We start from the raw sequence: 20,426 nt of genomic DNA on the forward strand, positions 1-20,426 counted from the left end.
AATCAGGGGTTCGTGCTTAATCACAAAACGGTTCAAAGGCTTATGGCTCAGCTCAACCTTAAATCGACGGTCAGGATTAAAAAGTATCGTTCATATCGAGGAGAGTCTGGAACAGCTGCTCCTAACGTGCTTGAAAGAGATTTTAGTGCGACTCAACCCGATGAAAAATGGGTAACTGATGTGACGGAGTTCAAAGTCAAAGAGCAGAAAGTATACTTGTCTCCTGTTGTCGACTTGTTTACTCAGGAAGTGGTTGCCTATAGAGTGGCCAAAAATGCCTGCTTGCCGCTTGTTACGGATATGCTGACGGAAGCTATATCTACGCTTAAACCCAACTCAAAGCCAATTATACATAGCGATCAAGGTTGGCAATATCGCCATCGACAGTATCAGAAAAAGGTAGCGGAAAGTGGGTTAACGCAAAGCATGTCGAGAAAAGGTAACTGCTTGGATAATGCTGTTGCTGAAAACTTTTTTGCTTTACTCAAAACCGAGATGTATCACAACCAAAGCTTTGAAGATGCAGATGCTCTGATAGAGCAAATCAAAGAGTATATCGAGTACTACAATACCAAACGTATAAAAGTGAAACTAAAAGGCCTGACTCCGATAGAATATCGAACTCAGGCCTTGAAAGCCGCTTAACAGAAATGTCCAACTTTACGGGGTCACTTCACAATCGCAGGCTTTTTGTTCGTCTGAATATAGGAATATGGACTACTTGTCACTCCACACTGCCATTTCGTTGCCACTTGGCTCTCTAAAATGGAAGCGCCTACCACCAGGGAAACTGAATATCTCACGGTTTACCTGTCCACCAGCATCCATCACGTCACGTTCAGTTTGCTCAAGATCTTGGCTATAGAAAACCATCAGCGCTGCGCCGTTATCCGTATTCGATGCAAGATTCGCCAAATAGAAGCCGCCCATTAAGCCTTTACCTTCAAAAGCAGAATACTCAGGGCCATAGTCTTCGAAGCGCCAACCAAACACTTGGCTGAAAAACGCCTTAGTTGCTGCGATGTCTTTCGCAGCAAATTCAATGTAGTTAATAGAGCCGTGTTCCATAGCAAACTCCTTATGCTTTATGCGTCTGCCTTGTGATATTAAGGCAGGGCTTGAAGATCTAATATTAGACAATTACGTCAAGTAACATCACTTTTTACGAACAACGGGGTAATCAGAACCATGCAGCTCTTGCACAAAGCCAGAACCGTCACCGCTGTGCGTAATCCATACTTTCTCTTTTGCCCGCGTCATTGCTACATAGAACAAACGACGCTCTTCCGCATAAGGGAACGCGTCTGATGATTCAGTCAATGCGCCATCAATATGCAGCTGTTTCTTCTTGGTCGGGAACTGTCCTTCGTCAACACAAAGAATAATGACAAAGTCCGCCTCTTTACCTTTACTGCCGTGGCAAGTCATGAACTTGATATCAATGGAGGTGAAGATCTTCTTCCAGTCTTCCAACAACTCTGGCTTGTGGTAATGATTACGTCCAAGTAGCAGCACCGATTTATTGGTTTTGCCTTTAGATTGGCGGTTCAATTGGTCGAGGATCTTCTCAACTTCTTTGCTTGGCGCACTGTACACCGCCTTCTGCTTCTGTTGTTTGAAGCTGTTCAATTCTTTCGGCAATTGAATCGGGTTTTCTTGTACAAAGCGATTGGCAACCGCACCTAACTGATTGTTAAAGCGATAAGTGGTATCGAGGTGATGAATCGTCGAGCTCTCAAAGCGGTCTTTAAAGCCGGTCGTGAGATCCACATCGGCGCCTGCAAATTGGTAGATTGACTGCCAGTCATCACCTACAGCAAAAATAGAGGCTTGGTGCTCGGCTTTAGACTGATTGCAAAGCGCCTCAACCAAGGCAAGACGATCTGGCGAGATATCTTGATACTCATCGATCATGATGAACTTCCAAGGCGAGATAAACTTGCCCTTTTCAATATACTGAGTCGCTCGGCTGATCATGGTTGAGAAGTCGATATGATTCTGTTCTTTCAATTCTTTTTGCCACGCTGTCACACATGGCCAACACAGTGAAAGCTCACTGTTAAGACGTGTATAGTCTCGGTGATCAATCAGCTGTTGCTGTACTTCTTTTTTGGTTAAGCCCGACGCATTCAACTGTTCAAGCTGCTTTTCAAGCCAACCAATCAACTTGAGGTTTGAAACGTGGCTACCAAGCTCATCGTCACCGGTTAAATAAGCGATTGGCCATTTAGACAAATGTTTTTGCCAACGTTTAAAGTTGGTCGGTGTCATCCAGTGCTTTTTCAACCAATCAATGCACCATGCTTGGCGTTGATTATCATCGAGCGCGAGTGGAGAAATAACCACGCGTTCGGGTTCAACTTGATTGAGTATCTTTAAACCCAACTGGTGGAAAGTGCTGACTTGCACCTTCTCTGCTGATAAACCAATTTTACTGTCGAGGCGCTGTTTCATCTCTTCCGCCGCTTCACGACCAAAGGCGAGCAATAACAACTCTTCAGCTTGAGCTTGATGGCTTTGCAGTAAATACGCGACGCGAGCCGTTAGAACACTGGTTTTACCTGAGCCTGCACCCGCTAAAATAAGGTTGTGATCATCATTCATCAACACCGCATATTGTTGCGATAAGTTCAGTGGTGACGATTCACATTGAGCGAACAATACTTCCCAGTTTTTTCGCTCGGTCTCTAGCCATTGCTGATTTCTTTCAGCTTGCTTGATTTCCGTTTCAGACAACCATGGCTGCATGCGAGCAATGCGATTTGGCATGCGCTGCGCCGCTTCCTCAAGGGTCATGGTCATGTTTTCTAGACCTGAGTTGACCATATCGACCCAAGTCTTAACTTTAGAATGCGGTAGAAAGGCTGGTAGCTGCTCAAGACGCGTTAATTCGGTTTCCCATTGAGGAACGTGCTCAGCTAGTTGTTCACATTGTGTGTCATGCCACTTCTGATAAGCAGCAACCGATGCGCGTGCAAATTGACGGCATTGATCCCAAGGTAGGCCTTGTACTAACCAACTGCGCTGTGTTCCGTCTTGTTGATTGGCAAAAAATTGTAGCGAGCCCCAAAACAATCCGCGTTTGATCGCGATCTTGCCACTCCAAATAGTAAACGGGATACGCTCTTCACTGCCTACTGAAGATAACAGCAAGCGTGGACCATCAAGTTCAACCTGATGATATTCATTTTGAATAAAAAACTGTGCAGTCTTGTTAGCGCTTAGCTGCATTGGAGTGTGCTCTTAATTGGGAATATTGAATTTATATCATGATGCAATGAGAATTAATAATATCTCATATCTTATCGACGCTTTCATGACCACCTACGGGCAATTATGGATAAGTATCAAATTCTTGTGCTTGATTTCTGTTAGGATTATGGTTTTTAGTGTGTCAAGTGAGCGACTGTGGACTTTTCAGCCAAATTACGCCTCTATTGGGCGAATAAAACCATAAATTACAGCGTATTAATTCTCATCACTCTGCTCGGTGTGGTGGTGCCTGCTTGGTATTATGGACAAAACACACTGATCACGCCTTTGATCTTAGGCGTCATTGCAGCGGCTCTTGCGGAAAGCGATGACAGCTTTACCGGACGCTTAAAAGCACTTACGCTGACCTTTATCTGTTTCGCGGTTGCGGCTTTCTCTATTGAGCTTCTCTTCAATACGCCTTGGCTGTTTGCGATAGGGCTTTTTGTTTCAACTTTCTCCTTTATCATTCTCGGGGCAATTGGCCCTAAATACGCGAGTATCGCGTTTGGTTCTCTCTTAGTTGCCATCTATACCATGCTCGGTGCCCATGAGAGCACCAACCTTTGGTTTCAACCGCTTCTACTGTTAACTGGTGCCGCTTGGTACTACTTCATGTCGATGATTTGGCAGATAGTGTGGCCAATGCAACCTGTGCAGCAAAACTTAGCCACGGTATTCGATCAAATCGGTAATTACATCGATTCAAAAGCGGAACTCTTCTACCCCGTTTCAGACTTGATTCCTCAACCACACCGCATCATTGAAGCCAAGCTCAACGCGAGTACCGTTAATGCACTCAACATGTGTAAAGCGACACTACTTAATCGCTCTAAACGCGGACACATTGATGGACCAAGTGACCGATTTCTTAATACCTACTTCATCGCACAAGATATTCATGAACGCGTAAGTTCAAGCCATTATCGTTATCAAGAACTGGCAAAGCACTTTGAACGTTCTGACGTGTTGTTCCGATTTAAGTATCTACTGGAAGCCCAAGCCACAGCTTGTAAAGAAGTGGCGAGCTCATTGAAAGTGGGCGCTGAATACCAGCATGGTGACAAATCTGTACTGGCACTTGATGAGCTGATGTCTTCACTTAACCATCTACACCAACAGAACAAGCCCGAGTGGAAATCGCTGTTAAACCAATTGGATTACTTATTCAATAACCTGGCAACGGTTGAAAAACAGCTATCGAATATCAGTAACCCAGACGCAGAGAAGATTGAAGAAGGTGTATTAGACGACACCAACCCACACACGTTGACGGCAATGTGGCACAAAATCAAAGCCAATCTGCATACCGACTCTATGCTGTTTCGTCATGCGATTCGTATGGCGATCACGCTGACACTCGGCTACGGAATCATCCAAGGGTTTAATATTGAGCGTGGTTACTGGATCCTGCTAACAACACTGTTTGTTTGCCAGCCAAACTACAGCGCAACCCGCCAGAAGCTGACCGCCCGTGTTATTGGTACTGTGGCAGGCCTATTGGTTGGCGTACCGCTACTGACTTTCTTTCCTTCCCAAGAAAGCCAATTGGTGTTCATTGTGATCAGTGGCGTGATGTTCTTTGCTTTCCGAATCAATAACTACGGCTTCGCGACCGGTTTTATCACACTGCTTGTGCTCTTCTGCTTTAACCAATTAGGAGAAGGCTACGCGGTGGTGTTACCAAGACTAGCGGATACCTTTATTGGTTGTGCCCTCGCCGTACTTGCGGTCATTTACGTATTACCGGATTGGCAATCGAAGCGACTGCACAAAGTGATGGCGGATGCGCTCGATTCCAATAAGAATTATCTCGCTCAGATCATTGGTCAATACCGTGTCGGTAAGAAAGACAGCCTCAATTATCGTATCGCTCGTCGTAGTGCCCATAATAATGATGCAAACCTAACTGCCGCTATCAGTAGCATGCTGGTTGAACCCGGTAAGTACCGTACTTCTGAAGATGAGAGCTTCCGATTCCTAACACTCAACCACGCTCTACTCAGCTATATTTCGGCTCTGGGGGCTCACAGAACACGTATTGATGATGAGGCGACACACAAACTGGTGTTAGATGCGCACAGAGTAATCCACGAGCATCTAGACGCTCTAAATGATCAACTCTATTCTCATCAAGAACAGTGTGAAGTGAAAAACGCTTATGACCCTGAACTGGATAAACGTCTGAGTGAGTGGCGAGAAGAAGATGAGAGTTCTGTCAGAATGGTTCTACAGCAGCTCCATTTGATTTATCGAATGCTTCCAGAACTGCATACCTTAGCGACCAAGTTTGCAGTCAAGGTTAAGATCGATAAACCGTTTGAAACAGAAGCTTCATGAGTAACAAACAAAATACTGTAAAAACAAAAAGATAACGCCAATCGCTCACCTTTTGATCACCAGCCGTATTTATACATTGCTTTACCCATACCCCAAACTGGGTAGAGCAATTACTTGCCTACCCTTATGCCACAAGGGTTACAGGAGTTTTTACATTGTAGGAATTCTCTGACTTTGATTGACCAAGCCTTAACTTTGCCTAACATTTCTCGGACAAAAAACGACCACAGGAATTTATAGTTGTCTTAGTTTCAGGAAATTTCAAACACCATTTAATATTCGATTAATCTTGTTTGATTTCCTGTATCAGTAGGCTATGCTCTATAGAGCATATGGATTTGAACTAAGGTCACATTATGAATACACAGCAATTTGAAGCATTTAAGCAGCAAATACAGCTTCTTAGTCCACAGCAATTAAAAGCACTTCAAGGTGAAATCGACGGCAACCTTGAAACGGAGAAGCCTTGTTTGCTTACTGAAGAAGAGTTAAACGCGCTAAATGACCTGTTCAGTTAATAGACAGACATCACTATTTTAGCTTAAGTTCACATTTTCACCGTAAATTTCATCTGTTCACCATTGCGCTCAAAATATCGTCCGCCTAGACTCATTTCATACGTCAATAAAAGGTTCTGCTATGTCGATATCTGGTATTCAATCTGGTTACGCGATTATTCAGCAGTCAACTAACATGGCTGAAGAAGCTGCAATCGAGCTCAACCAAGCCTCCAAACACTCTTTAGAATCCGACGACACTTTCCAAGTTAGCGATCTCAGCTTTAATCAAATAGAGCCTGAACAATCCATTTCCTTTAAAGATAAAGAACCTGAACCCGCTTCATCCTCAACCGATTCCTTGATTAAACTGACACAAAGTGCAAGTTACAACCGCGTTGGTGCGAGTGTGGTTGATCGTCAAAACGAAGCCATCGGTAGCCTTCTCGACATTCATATCTAAATTACACTCAAATACAGCCTATATTTTGCGAAACTTTGCTGCTTTTTGCTTCAACAACCACACAAACTGTAACTCATTATATCAGGCGCTTGTTTCTGGTTTATTACTCGGTAGAATCAGCGCAAACCAATTTTCTGCACAAACTTTACTTCATACTATTTATGCCAAAACTAAATCTGCATCGCCGTGACTATGTTTCTATTTTAGGAGGCGACATCTCCGCAGACGAATTAGAAAAAAAGCTTCAACCTCATTTTGAAAAGCCAGTAAATAAACTGACACCTAGCCCCTACCTGACAGAAAAGAATCTCACACGCCGTTGGACTGCTCTCGATAACTCAGAATCACAAAAAGAGCTACTCGACTCCCATACCGAAAGTCAGATTCAAGCTTATGAAAAAAACATCGAACACTTCATTGGCACGGTTAAAGTGCCTGTCGGTGTCTCTGGCCCATTAAGAGTCAATGGCTTATTTGCTAAGGGCGATTACCTCGTACCACTCGCAACCACAGAGGCAGCGCTTGTCGCCTCTTACAATCGTGGTTCCAAACTGATTACGGCTTGTGGTGGCGCAAGTGCTATGTTGCTCAATGAAGGTGTAACGCGTACTCCTGGTTTCGCATTCCAAGGATTAGTTGAAGCTGGGCAGTTTGTGGCTTGGGCTGTGACTCAATATGACCAATTCAAGATCTTGGCAGAATCAACAACCTCACACGGCAAGCTTACCGACATCAACATCAACATCGAAGGCAACCATGTCTACTTGGTGTTTGAATTTCTAACTGGAGACGCTTCTGGTCAGAACATGGTAACCATCGCAACTAATGCTGTGTTTGAATACATCATTGAAAATACACCAGTTAAGCCTGACCATGCTTTTCTTGATGGCAACTTATCGGGCGACAAAAAAGCCAATACCCAAACCTTACGCAGCGTTCGTGGCAAAAAGGTAACAGCCGAAGTAAACATTCCTGCTGAGCTTGTTGCTAAGTACCTTCACACCACACCAGAGAAGATGGTTCAGTTTGGCCAGATGACCACTGTTGGCGGCGCTCTGAGCGGTACGATTGGTATCAATGCCCACTACGCGAATGCACTAGCAGCGCTCTACATTGCTTGTGGCCAAGACGCAGCGTGTGTTGCTGAGTCTGCGATTGGTATGACTCGTATGGAACTGAACAAAGAAGGCGGTTTATACGCGAGCGTGACCCTACCTAACCTGATGTTAGGGACTGTCGGCGGCGGTACTGGATTACCAAGCCAAAAAGCATGTCTCGATTTGTTAGGACTACACGGTAATGGTAAATCACAAGCCTTAGCCGAAGTGTGTGCTGCGCTGTGTTTGGCTGGCGAGTTATCGATTGTCGGTGCATTCTGTGCAGGCCACTTTTCACGAGCTCACCATAAGCTGGCTCGCAAATAACCTTAATCCGATTTGGCTTGTTCGTTTTTGTCATTCATGCAAAATCACAAGCCAACCTGAATACGTGAGTCACACATGGATTACTTACACTTATCGAGAGTGAGCCTTAAGCACCTCACTGCGCTGCATATTATGCTGAACACCCACAGTGTTACTCAAACGTCTGAGCAGCTTTGTGTCAGCCCTTCGAGTGTGAGTAAAACTCTGTCTCAGCTACGTGGCATCCTAAATGACGAACTGTTCTACCGAGATGGGACCAAGCTCATCCCGACTCCCTTTGCGCTTCAAGTCGCACCAACGGTTCACGCGATTCTTTCTAGCATGAATGGATTGCTCCATCAGAAGAGTTTTAGCCCTCAAGAGTACCAAGGCAGTTTTTCTCTTTCGATGCGCGAAAGTACCTTCGAAGTCTTTGCCTCAAAGATAAGTCGAATCACCACTGAACTCGCACCAAACGCCAAACTCAACATCTATTCGAAACAACAGCTCGGCTTCGATGCTTTGCTTAGCGGCAAGGTGAACTTGATCCTGTTGCCCCATGATATATCTCAGCCGCCGACCGACAACAAAGAGCTGGTTTGGGAAACAATTCTTCCTGACGAGATGGTTTGTTTAATGGGCGCACACCACCCTCTTGCTCAGCAAGAACTGACGGTGGAAGGCTACCTAGATTACAAGCACATTGGGATTTTAGATAACGAACTGTCTCAACCTTACTTTGAGCAAAGCTTGGTACAACGTCACAAACCTAGAGAAATGGCCATATCGGTCGCGGACTTTGGGGCTGCGGCTGTACTTTGTCATCATACTCCCTTCCTGTTCACTTGTTCGAAGCAGTGGGTTAAGCATGCAAAGCAAGCTCAGGGCTTAGTGAGCAAACCCTTGCCTTTTGATTACGGTAAGGTGGCGTACAGCTTAGTGTGGAACAAGCCAAATATGAATGATCAGGCCATCAAATGGTTGCGCGACTTGTTCTTAGAAGCTTAATCCTTTTAATGATTTAACGTTGTTTTAAGCCTGGCTGAGCGTCTAAACAATTTAAAAGCTAGGTATAGACCTCAGGCGTTTGCATAGGTCTTTGAACTATCGTGTAGAGCTTATCGTGAAAGCTCTGCATCTGCTGTTCGGTGCATTTCGGCCAATCTAACGCTTCGCCAATCACACCATGATGTTGAAACGCATTCAGTCGAATTCGAACATCACTTGGTAGAATCTTCAAGTAGCGTCCCACCTGTTCAATTTCATCTTCAAGGTCGCTTTTATTCGGAATATGCAGCAACCTAACTTCGTGCAGTTTTCCTTTATCTGCTAAGTAGTTAATGGTTTCAAATACCCTATGGTTGCCTCTGCCCACTAACCATTGATGTGTTTCCGATTGCCATGATTTTAGGTCAATCATCGCACCATCAAGATAAGGCAATACTCGCTCCCACCCTTGCAGTGACAGCGAACCATTACTATCAATAAAGCACGTGAGATGCGCTAACTGTGGATCACTTTTAATTGCTTCAAACAGTTCGATGATAAACGGCAGTTGCATGGTCGCTTCACCGCCAGAAACGGTGATGCCACTTAAGAAAAACTGATTATGCCTAACGAGTTCAAGTACTTCCGAGACCGTCATTGTGGTAATTTTCGGGCTCGACTTGTGATCGCAGATATCAATGCACTGATCGCAGTTGGTGCAGGCTGCTGGGTCCCACTTCACTTGGCCATCAACCATGTTTAGAGCATCGCTTGGACACCCGCTGATGCAGTCTCCACAGTGGTTGCAGTGATTAATGGTGTGTGGGTTGTGACAGGTTATACAATCGAAATTACACCCCTGTAGGAACAGTACTAAACGATTTCCCGGGCCATCAACACAAGAAAAGGTCAGCACACGGCTGACCTTCGCTTGTTTTTCTGTCTTATTATTTTTAACCCTAGCCATTCGAGTTGTTAGATCAGAAACTTTCATAATTTGTATTGTTTGGTTATGGGTATAGTTATATTAAGGCGCTATTCGTACGTTGGCGACATCTCTAAGCTCGCGACGCGCGGTTTACGTTCTAAAATGCCCGTATTCTTCGCTGCTTCAGCTCCCAAGAAAGTCGTGTTAGTACGCGAACCTTGCTCGTCGTATTTAGCAATGTCTGACAGTTTAATCATGTAGCCCGTCACACGAACTAAGTCGTTCGATGCAACGTTAGCGGTAAACTCACGGTAACCAGCTTGGATTGCGCCTTTGCACAAGTTAAACATCGCTTCTGGGTTAGATTTCACTGTTTCATCGATGGTCAGAATGTCGCTGATACCTGAGGTATAGAACTTGTGGTGACCCGCAGTAGCACGCACGTAAGAGACAGGATCAGGTTCTGTTCCATAAGGGATACGCACACCAGGAGTCACATCTTCATCTAGGCTAATACCGCCTTGAGCATGTAGTAAAGCCTTGCCTTCTAGCCCATATTTCACTTCTGAGTTCTCAACGACCTCAGCCAGTTTTTCAGAGATGCGATGCCCAAGTTGGTTAGCTTGTTCATCATGACCATAACGCCCTGCTTTACCCTCTTTTTCCATCAAGATGTTGACGGCTTCAGCCATGCCGTAAATACCAAACATTGGCGCAAAGCGATCCTCTTCGATCAAACCTTCTTTGGTTAAGAAGCCTTCGAAGAAGTTAGACTCTTCATGTAAGAAGCGGCTACGAGCGTTCATCAACTCAACCATGATGCTACTGTAGTTCGGCAATACTTGTTGTAAGAAATCGACACTTTCCTCAGACTTTAACGCCACTTGTTTCAGGTTCATACGTACTAGCGTATTTGAACCACCCGCCAAAGGTAGAGAGTTGTAACAGCTCACAATACCAAAGCGCTTATCACCGTATGCCGCAGCGTGTGCTGGGTAGTTGGCGATATGTGGCTTGCTGCATTCACAAATGTTGCTTGCTGCATGACGCAACAGATCATCAGGCGTCACTGCAGGGTCGTACATAAAGGTTAAGTTAGGTGCGATCTGCTTGAGCTCAGCATCGACACGTAAAATCATTCGACAGATGATGTTGTCTGTAGGGCCGATATTCACATGCATGAAGGCATCTGGCAGCGTGCGATCCAACATAATCCAGAACAGCTTAAGCTTTTGATAAACCTGCTCTTCCGTTAAGTCGCCAACGAAAGGCATCAACACATCGTCCAGTTGACCTAAGTAAACCGGAATGGAAGTCACTGACGGAACGTGATGATAAAGGATGGTCAGCATGTTCAATGCTTCGTCGAAATTAGTTGCCGCGCTAAGCTCTAAATACTTTGAGCCTTGATGTAAGTATTTAGAATAATCGGGAAGCACATAGCGCGGCTTAAATGGGGCGTGACCTTCAAACATGTCACATAGCACACCTTGTTGTAAGGCTTGCTCTACTTCATTGCTTACCGGCATATACGGTAGGCTAGCTTCAGCTTCTAAGGCAAGATAACTCGATTTCTGTTTTGGAGACAGATTGGCATCTGAAATGATATTGCTAAAGCGTTGTTGTTGCTCTGAAAGTGGTGAAGAAGTAGATGACGCAGATTGGTGGCTCATGATTAAACCCTTAAAATTGTTATGGGCTTATTCTATATCTCACCGTTACATTTCCACTAATGAAATGTATGCAAGACTGCTTTTCCAAAATGGAAATTAGATACTTGAAGTTAGCCGGCATTAAGACACTAGGAATAGGAATAGTCCGTTTAAAACACGAAGCCGTAAAAATAGAAAAACCCACATAACTGGCTTTAAGGCCGTTAATGTGGGTTTCGTTATTTAGGTTAGCGCTGTCAGAGTTAGCTAAAGGCAATACTCTTAATTACACATGATGCAGTAATTACAGGTGAGGAAGTACTTGTTTACGTCCAACACCCATCAGCACTTTTAACTCACCTTGTGGTGTATCAACCGAGAATGGTGTAGAGACTTCAACCACTGCAAAGCCCGCTGCACTCAAGACATTCTCTGAGCGCTGTTGGCTTACGCCATAGTCTTCACTGCCGTTTTCTAAGTACCAATCCCAGTGTACAAACGTGCCGTCATTTTCAAGCAGCGTGTAAATCAGACTGACTGTGTCTTGTAGGTTAGGGATAAAACCACACACCGAAGAAGCGACCACTAGGTCAAACTGGTTTCTGAATGCTGGATGCTGCGCTGCTAGTCCGCGCGATAAAATATCAACAACCGGTTCAACGTTAGGTAGCTCTTTCTTATCTAACTCTTCAATCATCCCTTCGGAGATGTCGAGTGCGATGATCTCTTTTGCTAAAGGAGATATTTTCTGGCTGAGTAGTCCTGTACCACAACCAAAATCAAGGACACGGGTTCCGTTTAAATCAACGAGCTGTGTCAACTGGTCAAATACGGACTGTGCGAATACTGCGGTCGCGGGATCTTTATCCCAATCAACGGCGTACTCGTCCCATTGTTTCGCCATCATGGCCTCCATCTTTACTTCTTGTAGGTTCGGAACCCCCCCAGAGTAAACCAAATTAGTCAATTCGTCATAGAGTTATCATGCAAAGATGGACTATTTCTAAGATAGTCAGCACAATATTCAGATAATATGCACCAGCCCCCCCGCTTAATATGGAAATGAAATGAACCTTTCTCAAGTCCAAGCCTTTTGTTCCGTTGCTGATTTAGGATCAGTGTCTGAAGCTGCACGCCAGTTAGAATGCAACCGAACCAAACTTAGCATGTCGATTAAAGCCTTGGAAAAAGAGTTAGATGTCGAGTTGTTTGTACGTAGCGGAAACCACGTTGAACTTTCTGAAGCTGGCAAAGCGATTTATAAGGATTGCGAAGGCCTGTTGGTGACAGCGGCACGCATTAAACAAACCTGCTTGCATGTGTCTGGCGAGTTCAACGCCGAGATTTGGATTGCACGAGATGACTCATTACCCGATGAGATGTGGCAGGATTTATCGCACGCTCTCAATAACAAGTACCCTTCGACCTCATTCAACTTCGTTCTCGCGTCGAGCGGCGATTTAGCTAACCTAGTTGAAACTCAACAAGTCGACTTCGCATTTGGCGTCGATTACGAACGTGTCGATGACCCAAGAATTATCTACAACCCACTTGGTAAGATTCGAATGATGTCTGTTTGTAAGAAAGGGCATGATTTGAGCGCGATGCGACGAGTGTCTGATGAAGTACTGAGAAATTCGATGCAAGCGACCATGGTTTACCTTAATGAAAAGGATAACCCTGAACTTGAGCCCTTCTCGCGCCGTTACATCGGCTTCTCTAGCTTCGACTTTATGTTGGATACGATTTTACGTGAAGAGGCCTGGGGCGTAATGCCAGAACCATTGATTCGTCACTTGCTACGTGAACAAGAGTTAGCGGTGATCAAACACACATATGGCCTGACTCAAGAAGACTACTGTATGTTTACTGCGGCTGGCATGGCCGAACATCCAGGAATGAATTGGTTGGCTGATCAGCTGAGTGATTACTTGTTTGATTTCTAGTTTTAACTTCCCAATATCTAATTTTATCTTCCCAATATAAGATCGGCGCGAGCTATTGCCTGCGCCGCCTTTTGCGGTCTAAGACGGATGCAGCCTAATTCTGATATAACCAAAGACTAAACCGTTTAGAAAACCATTACGTGATCCACTAAGTAGCGTCCATCCTCTTCAACCAATACCATTTCGGCGACAAACTCGCCTTTTGCGATGGTGTAAGCTTGCTTCCAGACAAAGGCGATGGAATCAGAGCGTCTGAATATCGCCACTGGCTCACGCTCAGCAAAAAAGCCATTACTGTGCTGATAATGGTGACACACCTTTTCTAAATATTCTGGCGTAACAATGTCTTTCATTCTTTGAGTAAAGTCTCGACAGTGCTGTTCATGATCAACCTTGGTTGAACCATCCATCAGGTTATCCATGATCGGGTTAGCAATCGCCCACAACTCGTTATCATTGATATCGTCAAACTTCATATCGATTCATTCCTTGTCCATCGCAGTCGCAGCCAAATCTAGAGGACTAATAAGACCTTAGCGACTAATGTGTTTTATTAATCATAAACGATCCTATTTCAGTTGCACATCATCCCCAAAAAACACTCAACGTCAGTTTTATTGACACCCGACTTTCAACTTAAACCACTGAATTTAATGGATTTATATGTATTGGTTAAATAAGACATATAAACATCATCAGATAAAGTTTGTAAAGTTAGCTCAATATTAGAACAATGAAGTTATCAAAAACATCTGGAAAATATTATGTGTGACAGGAAAAGCCAAAACGAAAATCGAGTACTATTGTTCTCAGCCCTTTTAGCATCAGGCTTCGCTATTGGCGGATTGGTGTTGGGTCTTATCGTTGGCTCTCTGGTCATAGTATTTGACGGTGTTTATTCTCTTATCAGCTTACTGTTAACTTTATTGTCACTAGCGGCCTCGAAATACATCAATCGCCCTTCGGACACTGAGTTCCCGTTTGGTCGAGCAATTATCGAACCGATTGTTATTGCCATTAAAGCCGTTGTAATTCTGCTTGTGGTTGGTTATTCACTTTACTCTGCGATTGGTGCCTTGATGACAGGCGGTCGTGAGGTGGATGCTTCTATCGCAACTTTGTTTGGTATTTTCAATGTGTTGGGTTGTGGTTACGCTTGGTGGTACATCGCTAACAAGAGCAAACGTATCTCTTCAGGGCTGGTTCAGGCCGAGTCTAAACAATGGCAGATGGATACACTATTGAGTGTAGCGGTAACCGCTGGTTTCTTAGTAGCATGGTCAATGACGTTTTCACCTCTTGCGGCTTACGCAGTGTATGCCGACCCTATGATGATGTTACTAATGTCTTTCTACTTCATCAAAGTACCTTTCGACATGTTACGTGAAGCAATGCGCGAACTACTTATGATGTCGGCGACCAAAGATATTTGTGATGCAGTGGATAAGAACGTTGTCGCGGTAGACAAAGAAGCGGATCAAGATTTGGAGCTGATGGGTGTGACTAAGGTTGGTCCTGAGCTAAGAATCAACGTTGATATTCATACCAACGACCAACAAGCCATTGCAGTCGATGATATTGAACGAACGCGCCGCCAACTTAAGCGACGCTTATCGAAGATGCCTTATGAACTTCAATTGAATCTCAATATCGCGAGTTAAAAGTCGAAAGTTAAGAACCAAGACTTAACCAATCAATTTCTCGCGAACTAAGACTCTGATTGAACCTTTTTAGAAGCCGACGCCGTAACCGTCGGCTTTTTTTCTCTTGTTACCCACCAGCAAGCCAGTGACCCCACAGTGACCATACACACGCCCTGCCAAAACGTCATGCTCAGTGACAAACCTAAAATCATGGAAGACAGTAAGGTCGCAAAAATAGGCGTGAAATAAGACATAGTCGCTAGGAAGACCATATTGCCGCCAAGTATCGCTGTATTCCAAAGCGCGTAACCTGCGCCCATACACACACCGGCCAGCACTAAGTCAATTGCAGCATTGGTTGTCATCACCATGCCGGTTTCGTTACTCAATGCGTATTTGATCCATAAGGTGATTGCAGTCGCGATAAAGAACAACACAATCGCATTCTGCCCTTTCGCCACTTTCTGAGTGTAATTACAGTAAACCGCCCAAATAATCGCGCCGAAAAACGCCATTGAATAGGTTTTAGGGTTAGTTGCAATATTGGCTGCGATTTGATCAACAGAAAGCCCCTGATCGCCGCTGATACTCCAAGCCACACCAAAGAAGGCTAAGAAGATACTTGGGTAAACCAACCAGTTAATCTTTTTATCGCTAAGCAGCACAGCGAACAACACCGTCAATGCAGGCCAAAGGTAGTTGATAACCGCCATTTCCAAGGCTTGATGTCGGTTGTTTGCCATCCCTAAAGCCAGAGCCAAGAAGATCTCATAACAAACGAATAGAGCACCACCAATCAGCAGATACGACTTAGAGAAGCGTGACAGCTTAGGTAAACCCATAACACAGACCAACAAAATTGAGCTCACCGTATAAAGACTGGCAGCGCCACCGATTGGGCCTAGTTGTTCTGATACGCTACGAGAAAGCGCAATTAAGCAGCTCCAAAGTAAAATGGCAGCAATGCCGTAGCAGCTATGGCGATGAGATTTCAGCACGCCTCTTCCTTTTCTTTATTGTAATGGTCTAATTAAAGCGAGCTTAAAGCAAAGATAGGCTTAAGCACCACTATCGATAACTTGCAGTAGGTAAAAATAAGTAGCCGAGCACATAACTGCACTCGGCTATCAATCATTCACTCAAAAATCTAAAAGCAATTAGCAATTATGCCAATAGAAGTGCTTGCAGGTCAGCTAAAGACTTAACTTGATAATGAGGGTTAATACCCGCTGGCGTTGCCTTTTCTTGACTGTTTAACCAACAAGTTTCAATGCCAAAATCTAGTCCGCCTAGAATATCTGAATGTGGGTTATCTCCGACCATCAATACGCGTTGTTTTGCTGGTAAGCCAACAAGCTTGTGTGCATGTTCAAAGATTTCAGCATCTGGTTTAGCAACACCCACTTCTTCAGAGATGATCACGTGGTCAAAATAGTCTGTCATTCCAGTGCGTTCTAAACGGATAGATTGCAGCTCGGTGAAACCATTGGTAATGATGCCCATGTTCACTTTGCCTTTTAAAGACTCCATCAACTCTTTTGCACCAGGAAGCAGCGAACAGATGTCTGCCATTGCGGTCAAAAATGCACTGTTTAGTTCTGCTGTTGTTGTCTCTAGCTTTGTTGCCCAGCTTTCAAAACGCGCGTGCTTCAGTTGAGCTGCCGTAATGCGCCCATCTTGGTAATCTACCCAAAGTGGTAAATTAACCTCTTGGTAAACCGAATAATCCTGTTCACTAAAGTCCACACCAAAACGGGAGAACATCAGCTTCATTCCTTGAAAAGCATCAAAGTGGAACAAGGTTTCATCCGCATCAAAGAATATCCAATCGTACTTCATTTTCTGTCCTGTTATTCGCGCTGTTGAGCAATGCTGTGTCTGTTTTTATCGTAGTTTTGCTTAATTTTTCTTTTCGCCTTGTAGGCTGGCAATCGCTTTACTCGTAAATCTGTGAGCCTGTATATAAATCTAATAATTTATAGAAAACAAGCCACAAGTCATGATGTATCGCAAATTTTGCCACATATTAAACCAATACCATACAAGAAATACACATTAGGTACCGGGAGGTATTATGAAGCACTTTTTACCGTCATCTGTCATGCTCACCCCTTTTCTTGTCAAATACTATGATGAGGAACCAGAAGACACCCCTAACACTGAAGAGTCACAAGCTCCTCAAATTGAATGCAGTGATAACTCAGAGAAAAGCTCAACCCTGGCTGAAATTGAACCGACTTTCAGTGAATAAGCTTATTTTTCATTGTTATAGAGCGCAATTCTGTTTCTGATCGAGTCAATTTATCACTATCCACTACTGACAAAGAACACACCAGAAAACCATAAAAACGATTGCTATATGAGCCCTATCACAACGACTAACCAGAAAGTGTTAGTTCGAAATCAAAGTTGTTCCAGATCAATGGTCGACCACTTGAATGCCGACAACATGTAGGAAATTAAAAATCATAATTAACGGAGTTTTCCAATGTCTACTGCATTTTACATCCCTACAATCAACTTCATGGGCACTGGCTGTTTGAAAGATGCTGCTGATAGCATCCAGTCTCAAGGCTTTAAAAAAGGTCTGATCGTTACAGATAAGATCCTGAATCAAATTGGCGTAGTTAAGCAGGTACAAGACCTTCTTAGCCAGCGCGGCGTAGACGCAGTTGTATTCGACGGCACTCAACCAAACCCAACCATCACTAACGTGAACGATGGTCTAGAATTGCTGACTGACAACGATTGTGATTTTGTTGTTTCTCTAGGTGGTGGTTCTCCACACGACTGTGCAAAAGGTATCGCATTAGTTGCTTCTAACGGCGGTAAGATTGCTGATTACGAAGGCGTAGACCAGTCTGAAAAACCTATGATGCCTCTTATTGCTATCAACACAACAGCAGGTACAGCATCTGAAATGACACGTTTCTGCATCATCACCGATGAAGAGCGTCACATTAAGATGGCGATCGTTGATAAGCACACAACACCGCTTATCTCAGTAAACGACCCCGAGTTGATGCTTGCTAAACCTGCATCACTGACTGCAGCTACGGGTATGGACGCGCTAACACACGCAATCGAAGCTTACGTTTCTATCGCCGCAACGCCAATTACAGACGCGGTAGCAATTAAAGCAATCGAGCTTGTTCAAGCACACCTAAGAACAGCAGTAGCACACGGCGAAGACATTGAAGCGCGTGAGCAAATGGCTTACGCACAATTCATGGCTGGCATGGCTTTCAACAACGCTTCTCTTGGCTATGTTCACGCAATGGCGCACCAACTGGGTGGTTTCTACGACCTTCCACACGGTGTATGTAACGCTATCCTACTGCCACACGTTCAACGCTACAACGCACAAGTGTGCCCAGAACGTCTACGTGATGTTGCAAAAGCAATGGGCGTGAATGTTGAAGGTATGACAGCAGAACAAGGCGCAGAAGCGGCTATCAACGCGATTGTTCAACTAGCAAACGACGTGAACATCCCAACCGGTATCGCGCAACTTGGTGCTAAGCTTGAAGACATTCCTACATTGTCAGACAACGCACTGAAAGACGCATGCGGTTTTACTAACCCTAAACAAGCGACTCACGAAGAAATCTCAGCGATCTTCGAAGCGGCAATGTAATCTAGATACAAGTCACTTCTTATAGCTAAAACAAACGGGCTCACCTTCTGAGCCCGTTTTCAATTGTCCGTCCAATCCCTTTCAAACCTTTACCTTCAACACTAGCTACCAGATATTAGCCATAAAAAGTCGCATTACCTAAATTGCTTGGTTATAGTTAAACCATTGATAAATAGAATAACCAATAGGTTCCATTGAGTCGTAGGATAGTTAGCACCTCATTATTGACGTCATTCCTTGCATACTCCGCTCAAGCAGAGGAAAAAAATGAGTGTCACAGTCAGCCGTTAGAAGACGCCCCTGTCGAAAAGGCTTACCATTTCCTGAACAGTAAATTTTGCCAACCTGCGTTGTGGTTTGACAGCTTCTTTGTGGATGACCGAATAACTGAAGATGCTCGTGCGGGCACCTCTGTGCGTTGGTACAACGACTTCATTTACTCGGAAGGCGGCGATGTCGACTACTCAACAAAACTCAAAGCGCGTTTACACCTTCCCTTTGTGAGCAAGCGGCTGAAATTAATCTACGAGTCTGTCAGCGATGAAGAGTTCTTGGATTTTTTTCCGAATGATTCAGATGAATTAGAAAGTGCGTTAGGTCTGCGTTACGACGCGTACGCCAAAGGCTATAGCAGCTTCAATATTAAGGCGACATTACGACCACGCATCGAAGCTCGTTACCGCTTTACCTACCCTCTTACAACCGATGTGGTATTTAGGTTAACTCAGCGTATTTATCAGGAAAAACAAGAAACTGGCGAGATCACTGATATTGATTTTGACCTATCGCTCAGTGATAAGTTCCTGGCCCGATGGTCAAGTTTTGCTGGGTATAACGACGATCTTAAAGGTTGGACCTATGGTACGGGATTAAGCTTGTATCATTACCTTTCTCAAGACCAAGCACTCCAATATAGCGCCACGATTAATGCAACGGATGAGCCTTATAATCACTACGAATACGCTCAGGTTTCGATTACTTACCGGCAGAACGTATGGAAAGAATGGCTGTTCTACGAACTCATTCCTCGTTATCAATGGGAACGAGAGCCCTATGAGAAACATACCGAAGAAGCCAACATCACCCTTAGACTTGAAGTCTTGTTCAACAATGTCTAGTGGAACAGTATCTAGTGAGTGTTTGTGAGATACGGGCATCGTGAGATAAAAACATGGGCACAAAAAAGCACATCAAGTGATGTGCTTTTTTAGCTTTATATAAGGCTTAAACTGTAGTCTTAACCCTTGTAGTTTCTTACTCGTGCCGCTTCTGCTTCACGCTTGTCGACAACGGTTTTACCGATTGGCGCCAATGAGATAACCGCAAGCTTAAGGTGCTGAATCGCAAACGGAATACCGATGATAGTAATGAAACACGCTACTGCTGACATGATGTGACCAATCGCCAACCAGATTCCCGCAAATAAGAACCAAATGATGTTACCAATCAGACCTAGTGGGCTGGTACCGATGTCAGTTTCATTGGTCAATTCATCACGTGAAATCGCTTCTTGACCAAATGGGAAGAATGAGAAGTTACCCATTACAAAACACGCTCTACCCCATGGAATACCAACGATGGTTAGGAATGCGAGCAGTCCGAAGAACCACCATGCCAATCCCATAAATACGCCACCAAACAGAAACCAAATGATGTTTCCTATTGTTCTCATGTTGTC

General features: G+C 44.3%; 20 protein-coding genes. 11 read left to right on the forward strand and 9 right to left on the reverse strand.

The genetic code is table 11. The annotated features are described in order from the left end of the window. Nucleotides 1-645: IS3 family transposase (locus CWO13_RS16600; protein WP_108083255.1), on the forward strand; the 645-nt coding region annotated here is incomplete at its 5' end. A gap of 72 nt (nt 646-717) precedes the next feature. Here the strand turns inward: CWO13_RS16600 and CWO13_RS16605 are convergent. Both CWO13_RS16605 and helD read right to left on the reverse strand, forming a co-directional pair. Next, a complete protein-coding gene (locus CWO13_RS16605) occupies nt 718-1,068 on the reverse strand; it encodes a VOC family protein (protein WP_061038423.1) in 351 nt (116 codons plus the stop codon). Between the two features lie 87 nt (nt 1,069-1,155). Then, a complete protein-coding gene (gene helD / locus CWO13_RS16610) occupies nt 1,156-3,231 on the reverse strand; it encodes a DNA helicase IV (RefSeq protein ID WP_102431512.1) in 2,076 nt (691 codons plus the stop codon). A 177-nt stretch (nt 3,232-3,408) separates the two neighbouring features. Here helD and yccS point away from each other — a divergent pair, with 177 nt between their 5' ends. The 5 genes from yccS to CWO13_RS16630 all read left to right on the forward strand — a co-directional run bounded on the left by yccS (nt 3,409) and on the right by CWO13_RS16630 (nt 8,963). After that, nucleotides 3,409-5,592: a YccS family putative transporter gene (yccS, locus tag CWO13_RS16615; RefSeq protein ID WP_048660380.1), complete on the forward strand. Its 2,184-nt coding sequence runs from the start codon at nt 3,409-3,411 to the stop codon at nt 5,590-5,592. A 356-nt stretch (nt 5,593-5,948) separates the two neighbouring features. Beyond that, nucleotides 5,949-6,110: a hypothetical protein gene (locus CWO13_RS23495; RefSeq protein ID WP_165690294.1), complete on the forward strand. Its 162-nt coding sequence runs from the start codon at nt 5,949-5,951 to the stop codon at nt 6,108-6,110. 121 nt (nt 6,111-6,231) lie between these two features. Continuing rightward, nucleotides 6,232-6,552 (forward strand): hypothetical protein, encoded by a 321-nt coding sequence (locus tag CWO13_RS16620; RefSeq protein ID WP_048660381.1) that lies wholly within the window; start codon nt 6,232-6,234, stop codon nt 6,550-6,552. Between the two features lie 161 nt (nt 6,553-6,713). Next, complete coding sequence (locus CWO13_RS16625; protein WP_108020120.1) at nt 6,714-7,976, forward strand: hydroxymethylglutaryl-CoA reductase; 1,263 nt, start codon at nt 6,714-6,716, stop codon at nt 7,974-7,976. A gap of 75 nt (nt 7,977-8,051) precedes the next feature. Continuing rightward, nucleotides 8,052-8,963 (forward strand): LysR family transcriptional regulator, encoded by a 912-nt coding sequence (locus tag CWO13_RS16630; RefSeq protein ID WP_102431511.1) that lies wholly within the window; start codon nt 8,052-8,054, stop codon nt 8,961-8,963. Nucleotides 8,964-9,021: 58 nt separating this feature from the next. Here CWO13_RS16630 and CWO13_RS16635 read toward each other — a convergent pair whose 3' ends face one another. The 3 genes from CWO13_RS16635 to CWO13_RS16645 all read right to left on the reverse strand — a co-directional run bounded on the left by CWO13_RS16635 (nt 9,022) and on the right by CWO13_RS16645 (nt 12,426). After that, nucleotides 9,022-9,936, reverse strand: coding sequence for a YjjW family glycine radical enzyme activase (locus tag CWO13_RS16635; RefSeq protein WP_102431510.1), 915 nt, complete (start codon nt 9,934-9,936; stop codon nt 9,022-9,024). 41 nt (nt 9,937-9,977) lie between these two features. Then, a complete protein-coding gene (locus CWO13_RS16640) occupies nt 9,978-11,543 on the reverse strand; it encodes a YjjI family glycine radical enzyme (protein ID WP_102431509.1) in 1,566 nt (521 codons plus the stop codon). Nucleotides 11,544-11,826: 283 nt separating this feature from the next. Then, nucleotides 11,827-12,426, reverse strand: a complete 600-nt coding sequence (locus tag CWO13_RS16645) for a class I SAM-dependent DNA methyltransferase (RefSeq protein WP_102431508.1) — start codon at nt 12,424-12,426, stop codon at nt 11,827-11,829. Nucleotides 12,427-12,589: 163 nt separating this feature from the next. Here CWO13_RS16645 and CWO13_RS16650 point away from each other — a divergent pair, with 163 nt between their 5' ends. Continuing rightward, nucleotides 12,590-13,468, forward strand: coding sequence for a LysR family transcriptional regulator (locus tag CWO13_RS16650; protein WP_019825766.1), 879 nt, complete (start codon nt 12,590-12,592; stop codon nt 13,466-13,468). Between the two features lie 125 nt (nt 13,469-13,593). Here CWO13_RS16650 and CWO13_RS16655 read toward each other — a convergent pair whose 3' ends face one another. Further along, complete coding sequence (locus tag CWO13_RS16655) at nt 13,594-13,944, reverse strand: hypothetical protein (RefSeq protein ID WP_102431507.1); 351 nt, start codon at nt 13,942-13,944, stop codon at nt 13,594-13,596. Between the two features lie 288 nt (nt 13,945-14,232). Between CWO13_RS16655 and CWO13_RS16660 the strand changes: the two genes are divergently transcribed. Next, nucleotides 14,233-15,129 carry a cation diffusion facilitator family transporter gene (locus CWO13_RS16660; RefSeq protein ID WP_055319427.1) on the forward strand — a complete coding sequence of 299 codons (897 nt, stop codon included), beginning with the start codon at nt 14,233-14,235 and terminating at the stop codon, nt 15,127-15,129. Between the two features lie 47 nt (nt 15,130-15,176). On the opposite strand, the gene yddG is transcribed toward CWO13_RS16660, so the two are convergent. Together yddG and yjjG are read right to left on the reverse strand one after the other, a co-directional pair. Beyond that, nucleotides 15,177-16,109, reverse strand: coding sequence for an aromatic amino acid DMT transporter YddG (yddG, locus tag CWO13_RS16665; RefSeq protein ID WP_102431506.1), 933 nt, complete (start codon nt 16,107-16,109; stop codon nt 15,177-15,179). Nucleotides 16,110-16,275: 166 nt separating this feature from the next. Continuing rightward, nucleotides 16,276-16,950 carry a pyrimidine 5'-nucleotidase gene (gene yjjG, locus CWO13_RS16670; RefSeq protein ID WP_102431505.1) on the reverse strand — a complete coding sequence of 225 codons (675 nt, stop codon included), beginning with the start codon at nt 16,948-16,950 and terminating at the stop codon, nt 16,276-16,278. Nucleotides 16,951-17,185: 235 nt separating this feature from the next. On the opposite strand from yjjG, the gene CWO13_RS23500 reads away from it, so the two are divergent. From CWO13_RS23500 to CWO13_RS16680, 3 genes are all read left to right on the forward strand, one after another. Further along, nucleotides 17,186-17,362, forward strand: a complete 177-nt coding sequence (locus CWO13_RS23500; RefSeq protein WP_170960783.1) for a hypothetical protein — start codon at nt 17,186-17,188, stop codon at nt 17,360-17,362. A 237-nt stretch (nt 17,363-17,599) separates the two neighbouring features. Then, entirely contained in the window at nt 17,600-18,748 is a 1,149-nt protein-coding gene (yiaY, locus tag CWO13_RS16675; protein ID WP_048660391.1) for an L-threonine dehydrogenase, read from the forward strand. Nucleotides 18,749-18,942: 194 nt separating this feature from the next. Further along, nucleotides 18,943-19,866 carry a hypothetical protein gene (locus CWO13_RS16680; RefSeq protein ID WP_108083256.1) on the forward strand — a complete coding sequence of 308 codons (924 nt, stop codon included), beginning with the start codon at nt 18,943-18,945 and terminating at the stop codon, nt 19,864-19,866. A gap of 119 nt (nt 19,867-19,985) precedes the next feature. Here CWO13_RS16680 and CWO13_RS16685 read toward each other — a convergent pair whose 3' ends face one another. Then, complete coding sequence (locus CWO13_RS16685) at nt 19,986-20,420, reverse strand: YccF domain-containing protein (protein WP_017111843.1); 435 nt, start codon at nt 20,418-20,420, stop codon at nt 19,986-19,988. Nucleotides 20,421-20,426: the final 6 nt, after the last annotated feature.

This window comes from Vibrio sp. ZF 223 (assembly GCF_003050585.1).
Lineage (GTDB): Bacteria > Pseudomonadota > Gammaproteobacteria > Enterobacterales > Vibrionaceae > Vibrio > Vibrio crassostreae.

Excerpts from the sequence above, each read along its gene's own strand:
- CWO13_RS16605 (WP_061038423.1), bottom strand. The coding sequence starts at position 1,068 with ATGGAACACGGCTCTATTAACTACATTGAATTTGCTGCGAAAGACATC.
- helD (WP_102431512.1), bottom strand. The coding sequence starts at position 3,231 with ATGCAGCTAAGCGCTAACAAGACTGCACAGTTTTTTATTCAAAATGAA.
- CWO13_RS23495 (WP_165690294.1), top strand. The coding sequence starts at position 5,949 with ATGAATACACAGCAATTTGAAGCATTTAAGCAGCAAATACAGCTTCTT.
- CWO13_RS16620 (WP_048660381.1), top strand. The coding sequence starts at position 6,232 with ATGTCGATATCTGGTATTCAATCTGGTTACGCGATTATTCAGCAGTCA.
- CWO13_RS16625 (WP_108020120.1), top strand. The coding sequence starts at position 6,714 with ATGCCAAAACTAAATCTGCATCGCCGTGACTATGTTTCTATTTTAGGA.
- CWO13_RS16630 (WP_102431511.1), top strand. The coding sequence starts at position 8,052 with ATGGATTACTTACACTTATCGAGAGTGAGCCTTAAGCACCTCACTGCG.
- CWO13_RS16635 (WP_102431510.1), bottom strand. The coding sequence starts at position 9,936 with ATGAAAGTTTCTGATCTAACAACTCGAATGGCTAGGGTTAAAAATAAT.
- CWO13_RS16640 (WP_102431509.1), bottom strand. The coding sequence starts at position 11,543 with ATGAGCCACCAATCTGCGTCATCTACTTCTTCACCACTTTCAGAGCAA.
- CWO13_RS16645 (WP_102431508.1), bottom strand. The coding sequence starts at position 12,426 with ATGGCGAAACAATGGGACGAGTACGCCGTTGATTGGGATAAAGATCCC.
- CWO13_RS16650 (WP_019825766.1), top strand. The coding sequence starts at position 12,590 with ATGAACCTTTCTCAAGTCCAAGCCTTTTGTTCCGTTGCTGATTTAGGA.
- CWO13_RS16655 (WP_102431507.1), bottom strand. The coding sequence starts at position 13,944 with ATGAAGTTTGACGATATCAATGATAACGAGTTGTGGGCGATTGCTAAC.
- CWO13_RS16660 (WP_055319427.1), top strand. The coding sequence starts at position 14,233 with ATGTGTGACAGGAAAAGCCAAAACGAAAATCGAGTACTATTGTTCTCA.
- yjjG (WP_102431505.1), bottom strand. The coding sequence starts at position 16,950 with ATGAAGTACGATTGGATATTCTTTGATGCGGATGAAACCTTGTTCCAC.
- CWO13_RS23500 (WP_170960783.1), top strand. The coding sequence starts at position 17,186 with ATGAAGCACTTTTTACCGTCATCTGTCATGCTCACCCCTTTTCTTGTC.
- yiaY (WP_048660391.1), top strand. The coding sequence starts at position 17,600 with ATGTCTACTGCATTTTACATCCCTACAATCAACTTCATGGGCACTGGC.
- CWO13_RS16685 (WP_017111843.1), bottom strand. The coding sequence starts at position 20,420 with ATGAGAACAATAGGAAACATCATTTGGTTTCTGTTTGGTGGCGTATTT.